The organism is Nostoc sp. (assembly GCF_036917515.1).
Taxonomy (GTDB): domain Bacteria; phylum Cyanobacteriota; class Cyanobacteriia; order Cyanobacteriales; family Nostocaceae; genus Nostoc.
The window spans coordinates 25,253-36,279 of sequence record NZ_JBALDE010000222.1; the positions used below are offsets into that span (position 1 = coordinate 25,253).

The window sequence follows — 11,027 nt, forward strand, 5'->3', positions numbered from 1 at the left end:
CACTCTTTGCGTACTTCTCTGCGAGACGCTACGCGATCGCTGTTCATTAAACAAAGTAATCACAACTCAAACAGGATTGCTATAGCAACTTTGTGACGTTAGTCATTTCCTCCCAAGTAATAAAACTTCTTAATTGGAGATAATTATGAAACCATACTTACCGCAAAACGAGCCTAATGTTAATACCCGAATAACTTGGCTAGATAAAAATCGAGAAGAGTACAATTTTAATTACAATTATCTGGCTCCTCTAGCAGTAATTGATAAAGTGCCTCATCAAGAAAACTTTTCAGCGGAATATACTGCTAAACGCTTGGCAAGTATGGCAACTCTTGCACCAAATATGCTAGCTGCCAAAGCCAGAAACTTCTTAGACCCATTAGATGAATTGGAAGAATATGAAGAACTTTTGTCACTACTTCCAAAACCCAATGTTATAAAAAACTATAAAACAGACTTTTGTTTTGCAGAACAACGACTCTCTGGAGCAAACCCATTAGCTATTCAAAGAATTGATGTATTACCTGAAAATTTTGCAGTAACGGATTACCATTTTCAGAAGGTCGCAGGTGTAGAATTTACGTTGGAAAAGGCACTCAAGGAAGGTAAGCTGTATTTCTTAGATTACCCTTTGTTATCTGATATTCAAGGTGGCGTCTACGAGAATGTTAAAAAATACCTTCCCAAGCCACAAGCTCTATTTTACTGGCAAAGTAATGATAGTTCTAATGGCGGTTCTCTAGTGCCTGTTGCTATCCAGATTAATCATGACTCTGGTGCAAAAAGCGTGATTTACACACCAGATGACCCTTATTTAGATTGGTTTTTAGCAAAAATCTGCGTTCAAATTGCTGATGGCAACCATCAGGAATTGGGTACTCATTTTACTTATACCCATGCAGTTATGGCTCCGTTTGCAATTGTAACTGCGCGGCAACTAGCAGAAAATCATCCCATCGCTCTACTGTTAAAACCCCACTTTCGTTTTATGCTATTTGATAACGATTTGGGGCGCACTCAATTTTTGCAACCTGGAGGTCCGGTTGATGAGTTTATGGCAGGTTCATTGGCGGAGTCTCTTGGATTTGTGGCGAAGGTTTATGAAGAATGGAGTGTTGAAAAGTTTACCTTCCCTCGGTTAATAAAAAGTCGCGGAACGGATGACCCAGAAATTTTACCGCACTTTCCTTTCCGGGATGATGGCATATTAATTTGGAATGCCGTCGAAAAGTTTGTGGCTGAATACTTGCAACTCTATTACAAAACCTCACAGGATATTAGTGATGACTATGAGTTGCAAAATTGGGCTAAAGAATTAGTGGCTCAAGATGGTGGTAAAGTCAAGGGAATGCCAGCCAAGATTGAGACTCTAGAACAACTGATTGAAATCATCAGTGTGGTAGTATTCACTTGCGCTGCTTTACACTCTGCTTTGAATTTTTCTCAGTACGAATATATGGCTTTTGTACCGAATATGCCCTATGCAGCCTACCACCCAATTCCAGAAACTAAAGGTGTGGACTTGGAAACTATTATGAAGATACTTCCTCCCTTTAAACAAGCTGCTGACCAGGTGATGTGGACTGAGATTTTAACATCGTACCACTATGACAAATTGGGTTTTTATGATGAAGAGTTTACCGATCCATTGGCGCAGGAAATTGTGGTGCAATTCCAACAAAATTTACATGAAATAGAACGGCAAATAGACATTAGAAATCAAACTCGTCCCATACCTTACAACTACTTCAAGCCTTCGCAAATTATTAACAGTATCAATACTTGAACTGGGGATTGGGGACACTTCGACCCCGAACTTTTCTTCGCTGAAATTGGAGAATCTTGAAGGCGGCCCGTTGAACTAATCTCAGAAAAAAGAGGAATAACAATGTCAAATCAGCAAGTAACTGTCACTGCTCGATTAAAAGTAAAGCCAGGTTTGGAGGAGGGATTCAAACAGGAATTTCAATCTGTAATAGCTGTTACCCTTACAGAAGACGGTTGTATTAATTACGACTTACATCAATCTGTTGAAGATCCATCTTTGTTTCTGTTACATGAAAACTGGGTCAGCCAGGAAATTTTGGCTCAACATTTAGAGCAGCCGTATATTAAAGCTTTGAACGAAAAATCAGGACAATTTTTGGTTGAACCACCTGAAGTCAGGTTATGGCAGCAGATTGCAAACAACTCATAGCTGGTGATAATAATGACATCAAGGGTGTTATTGTATGGTGCAACTGGCTATGCTGGAAAACTCATTGCTGAATCTGCTAAAAATAACGGACTGGAATTAATTTTAGCTGGACGCAATCAAAGTTCACTAGCAGCAGTAGCCAATGAATTAAATTTGGACTTTCAGGTTTTTGGCTTAGACCAGCTGCAGGCGATCGCTCACTCTCTTGAGGATATAATTGCTGTCATCAACTGCTCTGGGCCTTTCTCCAAAACCTCCAAGCCACTTGTCGATGCCTGTCTGCAAACTAAAACTCATTATTTAGACATAGCTGGCGAAGTACCTGAATTTCAGGCGCTACAGGTACGAGATAATGAGGCTAAAAGTGCAGGGATAATGCTTCTCCCTGGTGTGGGATTTGGAGTTGTTCCTACTGATTGTGTCGCTGCTTACCTCAAACAGAAGTTAGCGACTGCAACACGACTGATTTTAATCTATGAAACAGTGGGAGGTGTATCTCAGGGAACCGCAAATACAGTACTGCCAACTTTACATCACATCGGGGTAGTCCGAGAAGCAGGTAAGCTAATCCCATCTCGACCAGTATCGAAAAGACGTAAAATTGATTTTGGTTATGGGCCCGTGACAGCGGTAACAAACCCTTGGCGTGCTGATATTATCACTGCGTTTCAGACTACGGGTATCCCAAATATCGAGGTTTATACCGTATTTCCTAATCCTGTGCGCTTCCTGATGGAGTCGAGCCAGTATTTGGGATGGTTATTTAACTCGTCTTTATTCCAAAGTGCTTTAGTAAGTCTAATTAAAACTCTACCGATTGGGCCAACGGCAGCAGAACGAGCTAAGGGTCAAGTTAGAGTAATTGGTATTGCTGAGGATGAAACTGGTCAACAAGTAAGTGCAAAGCTCTTAGGGCCGGAAGCATACGATTTTACCGCATTAGCGGCTGTAGCAGTGATTAAACGGGTGATTCAAGGCGAAGTTAAGGTAGGATTCCAGACTCCTGCAGATGTATATGGGGCAGATTTTGTCCTTGAAATTCCGGGAGTTACTGGGTTCGAGTAAGGGTACAACAGAAAGCTGGGTTTTTTAGGCTTGATAGCGAAAAAACCTAGCTTTTTTTTACATCAATGCTTAGATTTTTTGCTGACTTTGTGCATTCATTTTAAACTGTTTTGTTGACAAGGTTAGTCGAAAGTGCGATTGATCGCTTTGACTCTGGATTTGATGGTAGGATTGCCGAGCTATGGTAGCGAGTACTGGCTCGTTCCATTCTGAACCCACACCCTGAACTTGCTAATTTGGTATGAATGAGGAGAGAATCTATCAGTTAAGTCAAACTAATTTTCCAAAACGTAATAGTGGATGTTACTGAATTAGTCAAAGTTTCAATTATTCTCTTACTCCTTGCTACAGGTGTAGCCTTGCTGTCCCGACGGTTGGGAATTCCTTATGTTACGGGTTTAGTACTAGCAGGTTTGCCCATCACCGAGTTATTGTCTCGTCAGATTGGTTTAAGTCCAACCCTTGTTTTGGATCTTTTCCTGCCAATTCTCATCTTTGAAGCTGGTATTAATACAGATGTCAGTCGTCTACGCAGCACCTTTAAACCAATTGCACTATTAGCTGGGCCGGGAGCTGTGCTTTCCAGTGCGATTATTGCTGTCCTATTGAAATTTGTCCTGGGACTGAGTTGGATACCTGCCTTATTTGTCGGAGTAATGCTGGCAAACACTGATACTGTTTCCATGATTGCCGTCTTTAAGGATATACCAGTGCCCTCCCGGCTTTCCACCATCGTTGAAGGAGAAACCCTATTCAATGATGCCGCTGCCCTAGTTTCCTTCAACTTGATTGTGCAAGTATATTCAACAGGCTCACTCACATTTATAGAGGGAATCCAACAACTGCTATTTATCTCTCTAGGAGGCTGCGTTGTGGGGTTAGTTTTGGGCTACTTGAGTATACCTGTATTCGCCCGTTTAGATGATGCTCTTGGCAGTCTTTTGCTGACAGTTGCAGTTGCATTAGGAACTTTTCAGGTTGGGCAATATCTCGGTGTATCAGGTCCTGTGGCCGTAGTTGTCGCTGGACTAATTTTCGGGAATTTTGGGCTTTCTCGCAATACTTCTGCTTCTAGCCGCATTACCTTGTTGAGTTTTTGGGAATATGCCAGTTTTACTGTCAACACCTTTATTTTTCTGTTGATTGGTGTAGAAATTGACCTGGTAACACTCTGGAAAACTTTACCTGCGATTCTACTTGCAGTTTTGGCTTATCAAATCGGGCGAGTTCTTACGGTCTATCCACTGCTAGCATTAGTTCGTTGGATTGACCGCCCAATTCCGCTGCGCTGGCAACATTTACTGTTTTTAGGCAACATTAAAGGCTCACTCTCGATGGCTCTGGCATTAAGTTTACCTTCAACATTGCCAGGGCGAGAAATTCTGATAGCTATAGTCTTCGGCAGTGTGCTGGTGTCGTTAGTCGGACAGGGTTTAAGTTTGCCTTGGGTGGTAAAACGCTTAAAATTATCTAAATTTTCTGAAGTTCAACAACAGGTTGAAGAGTTGCAAGCCCAGTTGATGACGGGTAAGGCGGCACAAGATGAATTAGATAGCCTGTTGAAATCAGGGGTATTACCAAAAGCTGTTTATGAAGAGATGCGTTCAGCTTATCAGGTACGAATTGCCGGTGCAGAAAAAACACTGCGGGAACTATATAATCGTCGCCCTGATGAGGTGGAAGGTAGAAGTGGCAAGAGCAGTAAACTTGATGCTATTCGCCGACGTTTACTGCTGGCAGAAAAAGGAGCGCTCAATGAGGCAATGCGGAAGCGAATTCTCTCAGAAGAAATTGTGCGCGGGCGGATACAAACTCTTAATGAACAATTACTGAAATTAGAAGATGATTAAATATGGGGCATTGGGTATGGGGGATAGTCTGAGCTTCGTGAGTGAACTTCTGAACTTCGTTAATGAACTTCTGAGCTTTGGCTGATTAGGTCTATTGCCTCCAGCGATAGATTGAGTCAGAGACTCAATGAATGCATTCCCATGCAGAGCATAGGAACGAGGAATTAACTTAATTACGAATTACGTTAACGTAGCGGTAGCGAGTCCGCATACTGTGTAAGAGTTGCAAGCTACGCTTTTAGCGTCTTGTAGAGAGCGTCATTACGAATTATTTTAAAGGCGATCGCTTATCGTTATTTTGACTTTTAATTACTCTACCAGGACTGATAAAAGAAATTCCTTGTTGAAAGTCAGTACCAATCATGACTGCTTCCACTATCGGTTCGGATATTTCTGTTTGGGCTACCCACTCGACAATGAAGTTTGCGCCTAAACCTCCACTGCTGTCATTTCTATTGATAAAAAAATCTGTAGAAGCTAGCGCATCGAGTTGAATAGGGCGCTCCAAATACTGTTTAACTAGTTTCCCTTCTGAGTTATAGTAGCGCACAGAAGTAATAACGATCGGATTGGTCAAATCTGTATTCCGAACACTGAGCGTAACTGCTAACTCGAAAATCTCTTGCTTATTGTGATGATAGATATGTGAATAGACAGGAACATAAACAGTTTGACCGCTTGCTATCTTAAAATTATTATTCAGCGTCACTGTTTTTTGCAATGGGGTTGCTGGAATGGCATTGGGTTGTGACTTGGATGGAATATTTGTTGATTCACAAGATGCCAGAATAATAACAGCGATCGCTAAATAAATATATCGATACGGCTTCATCAAAACTCACCAATTTTTTTATATGTGTAGCTAACCTTACCTAATAAACAGTTTAGGTAGGAACTGCGCTCAACATTTTTGTTCAATAAAATCAATGACTTGATGTAAGCATCTTGGTTTAGTCACAATCAGCACAGTTGAATAAGGTTCCAGTATTGTACTGCCGTTAGGAATCATCAAATCTTCGTGGGGATGGGATTGATAGCCAATAATTAGCGAACCAGTAGGGAATTGCGAATCTTGAGCAATTTCGGCAACGCTACGACCAGCAACATAGCAATTGTTAGGGATAGAAAGTTTCAGAACCTCAATCTGTCCCTGCTCAAAATGCATCATTGATTCCACTTGGGGATACTCAATGGCGTTCACCATTGTTGCAACTGATAGTTCAACAGTACTGATAATATGGTTGGCTCCAGCTATCCGCAGTGGTTCGGCAAAATCGGGGTGGCGCATCCGACTCAAAATATGGGGGACACCATAGTGTTTAGCAAGAGTTATCATTGCCAAGTTTAAGGCATCACTGCGTAGGACAGCTGCTAAGGAACCGGCTTTGCGAATCCCAGCTTCTAACAATACTTCTGTACTCACAGCACTGCCTTCAAAAGCCATTGCTCCCACTTGTTCACGGGCGTAGCGGCAAGCGATAGGATCAATGTCAATTACGGCAACAGTATGTCCTAGTTCTACCAGTTTTTGCGCTAAACTTAAGCCCACTAAGCCTGCTCCACCTATTAGTACGTACATGGCTGTTCTTGATACTCTGTAACTTCTTATTTCACTCTATAGGTTAACAAGGAAATAAAAATGTAGTTTGAGAGACTGCTGGTTGCTGAGTATTTTTGGCATAGCGGAACGTACCCGTGCTAAGTACTGAGAGACGATATAATTATTAATACTAAAATATTCTGTAATTTCAAAGGTCTACTGAAATTTATCTGCCGCTATCAAAACTTATATACGATGAGCAAAATGGCTATCAATGAGTGTAAAAGACCTTAAGAATGTATCGCGCTAACCAGCAGAAAAGTAATGATATTCAAGCAGTATTTGGATCAAGCAGTATTTGGATAATTAGAAACTGCTTCCACTGCTAAATAAATAAATCAGGGTAAACGCATCTAAATTAGTCTTGACAAAACCCTTGATTAATGGACTAACGAAAGAATCAGGATTTATAGTTTGATTAATTTTTTAAGGGTGAAAGCGATGCCTGCGGCGGGCTACACCAACGCTTAAACTATTGTCAACAACTAAGCATTAATGCAATTATTCTAGGCTTTGTTGACACTGAGGAGTTCTTATTGACAAGATACGCTTACCCTGATAAATAAATTTATAATCTGTCATTAAGTGTCATGAGCAACCCTGAAATACCAGACAAACCAATGCAATTTCCTAGCTTTGGCAAAGCCAAGCGGCAACAGCACTGGCTGATGGGACTAATAGCAGCTGGATTGTTAGGAACTGCTACCACTGTTTTTCTGATAGTGCAAAGTAAGGCACCTAAAGCGGATCTGACTAACCAAACAGTAGTAGTGCAGTCGAAAGACATCACAGTTAAAATCAAAGCGAATGCCACTGTCCAGTCGTTAAAAAAGATCAATCTCGGTCCCAAAGAGCAAAGTCGAATTGAACAACTGTATGTGGACGAAGGTGTCAAAGTGAAGCAAGGGCAATTAATTGCCCGCATGGACAGCGAGCGAATTGAGCAACAGGTAAATCAATACAAGGCATCACTTGCTAAAGCTCAGGCTGACCTTGCCGAAAAGCGTGCTGGTAGTCGCCCTGAAGAAATAGGTGAGGCTAAAGCTAGAGTTGCAACAGCCCAAGCCAATGTAGGTCAGGCTCAGGCAAGATTGAATCGAGCTACAGAAGAACTCCAGCGTCACCAATTGTTAGCACAGCGGGGAGCTATTTCCCTAAATAGTTTGGGGGACTTTTCTAGTAAAGAGCGTGAGGCAAAGGCTGATTTGGAAGCAAAGTTAGCTGGGCTAAGAGAACAAAGACAGACTCTAGAAAAACTTCGTAATGGTACGCGTAAAGAGCAAATCGTTGCCTCTGAAGCTGACGTTGCCCAAGCAGAAGCACAGTTGCGCTCTTACCAAACCCAACTGAAAGATACTCTGATCCGCGCTCCTTTTGCTGGTACGATTACACGTAAATTTGCCCAAGAAGGTGATTTTGTCACCCCAACGACTTCTGCCTCCTCTAGCGATGGTGCGACATCTGCTTCCATTGCTGAACTTTCTAGCGGCTTGGAAGTAGAAGCAAAAATTCCGGAAGCGAGTATTGCCCGCATTCAAACAGGGCAGCAGGTAGAGATTCGCTCAGATGCTTATCCCAATAAAATCTTTCAGGGAAGCGTCCGTCTCGTGGCACCCAGAGCTATACAGGACAGCTCTAGCCAGGGAGGCGAATCGAGTGGAGGTGTTACCTCCTTTCGAGTCAAAGTAGCACTACAAACGGGTCAAGACTTACTCAAGGCGGGCATGAATGTAAAATTGAACTTTATCAGTAACAAGATCCACAATGCCTTAGTTGTTCCTTTAGCAGCAATTGTGACTCAAAAAGATGGTCAGACCGGGGTATGGATACCAAATGAAAATAACATTGCTCAATTGAGACCAGTTACTGCTGGTTCTGTTAGTGGTAATCAAATTCAGATTATCAAAGGCGTGAGTAAGGGGGAACGGATCTTGCTCAGTCCGCCAGAAAGTCAAGCTATCCCAGGTGTTGACACGATGCCATAGTCATTCACAACTGAATCATTTCAACATGAACATATTTGAAAGCGTCAAAATGGCAGTCACTACTCTGAGTGCTAATAAGCTCCGTAGCAGTCTGACGATGCTGGGGATCACAATTGGCAATGCTGCCGTGATTACCCTGATTGGCATTGGACAAGGCGCACAGAATTATACTTCCGAAAAGCTGGAGTCTTATGGGGCAAATAGTTTATTCGTTTACGCCAATGGCGAGGATGCTGAAGGCTCCACCAGTGAAACATCCGACCTAGTATTGTCAAATGCGGAGGCGATCGCTACTCAAGCACCTGCTGTCAAAGCGGTAGCTCCTGAGATCGGTTCTGAAATGTCAATCTCTTATCTCAACCGCAATACGAAAAGCAAGATTATAGGCACAACCCCAGAGTTTCTCTACGTCCGCAATATGACTGTTGCCAAAGGGCGGTTTTTTAATCAATCCGAACAGCAACAGAATGTGCAAGTAGTGACTTTGGGATCAGAACTAGCCCAGAAACTATTTGGCAGTGAAAACCCGCTTGGCAAAGAGATGCAAATCAACAATCTCAGCTTTGTGGTGATTGGAGTAATCAAAGCCAAAGGTTCCTTTGGTGGGCAAAATTCAGATGATACCGCCTATATACCAATCACTACAATGGCTGACCAGTTGACCGGACGGCGATCGCCCTACGGTATTCCCATTGATAGTATGCAGGTGTCTGCAAAAGATAAGCAGAGTATCCGTGCTGCGGCGTTTCAAATTACCAACGTTCTGACCCAATTGCGAGGTAAGCAAGATATCACTGTCGTCTCTGATAAATCTTTTAACGATTTGATCAACCAAGTCACTCAAGCATTGTCGTTGACACTGGCAGCGATCGCTAGCATTTCGCTGTTAGTAGGTGGCATTGGCATCATGAATATTATGCTAGTCTCAGTGACTGAGCGCACTCAGGAAATTGGCTTACGTAAGGCACTTGGGGCAACTCAGGAAGCGATTCTAACTCAGTTTTTGATTGAGGCAATTATTCTGTCATTAGCTGGCGGTTTGATTGGTGTTGGTGTAGGTATAAGTGGGACTATGATTGTGGGAGTTTTTACCCCTTTTAAACCGAGCGTACCAGTAGGGGCGATCACTATGGCACTCGGTGTTTCTGGTGGGATTGGTCTAATTTTTGGTGTTGTTCCAGCTCGTAGGGCTGGTCAACTCGACCCAATAGTTGCTCTAAGAAGTGCTTAATATCGTGTCCGGTTAAAGACTTATCATGATTGTCCGCTCCAGGGGCAAAAGGGAGAAGTTTTTGGGCTTTGTGCATAGATTCAGGAATCATAACTAATTAGCCGGACATGATATAGAATGTCAAATTCACTTTCTACTTCTGACCAAATAATTACTAATTGTAATTAAAAGGGTTGTGGAGAAATACAAGTCCGAGTACTATTACTTAGCAGCAATGGAAATCAGAAAATTATTGGAGCGGAGGTTTTTTTAATTATAATTTTTAAATTGGTATTTTTCGAGTAATTCTTTAACTTGAGCACACACCAAAGGATGTGGATCTTTTTGTAACTGGGGGAGGATTTGTAGGAGAATGCGATATGAAACCATATTTAAATATGCGATCGCAGCTTCTCTGACAAAGCCAGTAGGATGACGTAAACTCATTAATATCTCAGAACTGGTCAGTCGGATGCGTGTCACTTGAGCATAATGGAAACAGCAAGCTAGACACCAGTCAGAAAGAAAATTACCTAACGTCAGCAATCTGTGGAGGCGATCGCTAACTACCATGTTCTCATATTCTACGATTTTGGCTTCGACAAGATATTGTAATTTTTCTGCCTGTGGTCGATTATCTAAAATATTCAGCAATAAAGACTTTAAAGGCAAAGTTACAGTATGTTCTAGGATTTCTAAGCCCCGCGCTAAGTTTACCACTGAGGGCGATCGCAGATTGAAGGATGCTGCCTGCATTTTTTCTGGGGAGTAAAGCAGTTTCAGTAATAGTAGCAGCCGCTCTTTCACATCCAATTCTAATTCTAGAAGGGCACGTTGCAGTAATTCAGAGACAATCACAATCCTCTGATTGGATTGATGATTTTCTTTTTGACCTAGTGTTTGGAAGTCAATGTATGCAGCGTAAATTTCACCTAAAAACTTTAATTCTTGCTTAATTAAATTTTCCACCCGACTTTCATAAAACCGATCTACTAAACCTTTAATTCCTGGTTGTTTGTGTATTTTTAACCTGAGTTCGGGTTAAGCAGGTTGAGATAAAAGCCACTCCATCTGAAGGCTGGGTTTCTTAGGTTGATGGCAATAAGCGATTAATCCGCAT

Annotated in this window: 8 protein-coding genes and 1 pseudogene; 6 read left to right on the forward strand and 3 right to left on the reverse strand. The window is 42.0% G+C overall.

Annotated features, from left to right (window positions below; all coding sequences use genetic code 11):
* Positions 1-145 precede the first annotated feature (145 nt).
* The 4 genes from V7K89_RS29140 to V7K89_RS29155 all read left to right on the forward strand — a co-directional run bounded on the left by V7K89_RS29140 (position 146) and on the right by V7K89_RS29155 (position 5,112).
* Complete coding sequence (locus tag V7K89_RS29140; protein WP_335193499.1) at positions 146-1,786, forward strand: lipoxygenase family protein; 1,641 nt, start codon at positions 146-148, stop codon at positions 1,784-1,786.
* 102 nt (positions 1,787-1,888) lie between these two features.
* Positions 1,889-2,197: a putative quinol monooxygenase gene (locus tag V7K89_RS29145; RefSeq protein ID WP_335193501.1), complete on the forward strand. Its 309-nt coding sequence runs from the start codon at positions 1,889-1,891 to the stop codon at positions 2,195-2,197.
* 12 nt (positions 2,198-2,209) lie between these two features.
* On the forward strand, positions 2,210-3,262 hold the full coding sequence (locus V7K89_RS29150) for a saccharopine dehydrogenase family protein (protein WP_335193503.1): 1,053 nt from the start codon (positions 2,210-2,212) through the stop codon (positions 3,260-3,262).
* A gap of 296 nt (positions 3,263-3,558) precedes the next feature.
* On the forward strand, positions 3,559-5,112 hold the full coding sequence (locus V7K89_RS29155) for a cation:proton antiporter (protein ID WP_335193506.1): 1,554 nt from the start codon (positions 3,559-3,561) through the stop codon (positions 5,110-5,112).
* Positions 5,113-5,380: 268 nt separating this feature from the next.
* Here V7K89_RS29155 and V7K89_RS29160 read toward each other — a convergent pair whose 3' ends face one another.
* Both V7K89_RS29160 and V7K89_RS29165 read right to left on the reverse strand, forming a co-directional pair.
* A complete protein-coding gene (locus tag V7K89_RS29160) occupies positions 5,381-5,944 on the reverse strand; it encodes a DUF3124 domain-containing protein (RefSeq protein WP_335193509.1) in 564 nt (187 codons plus the stop codon).
* 69 nt (positions 5,945-6,013) lie between these two features.
* Positions 6,014-6,691, reverse strand: a complete 678-nt coding sequence (locus tag V7K89_RS29165) for a potassium channel family protein (protein WP_335193512.1) — start codon at positions 6,689-6,691, stop codon at positions 6,014-6,016.
* A gap of 611 nt (positions 6,692-7,302) precedes the next feature.
* Here V7K89_RS29165 and V7K89_RS29170 point away from each other — a divergent pair.
* A complete protein-coding gene (locus V7K89_RS29170; protein WP_335193514.1) occupies positions 7,303-8,697 on the forward strand; it encodes an efflux RND transporter periplasmic adaptor subunit in 1,395 nt (464 codons plus the stop codon).
* A 25-nt stretch (positions 8,698-8,722) separates the two neighbouring features.
* Complete coding sequence (locus V7K89_RS29175) at positions 8,723-9,928, forward strand: ABC transporter permease (RefSeq protein ID WP_335193516.1); 1,206 nt, start codon at positions 8,723-8,725, stop codon at positions 9,926-9,928.
* Between the two features lie 249 nt (positions 9,929-10,177).
* Here V7K89_RS29175 and V7K89_RS29180 read toward each other — a convergent pair.
* Positions 10,178-10,936, reverse strand: a pseudogene (locus V7K89_RS29180) (MFS transporter); the annotation flags it as partial.
* Positions 10,937-11,027: the final 91 nt, after the last annotated feature.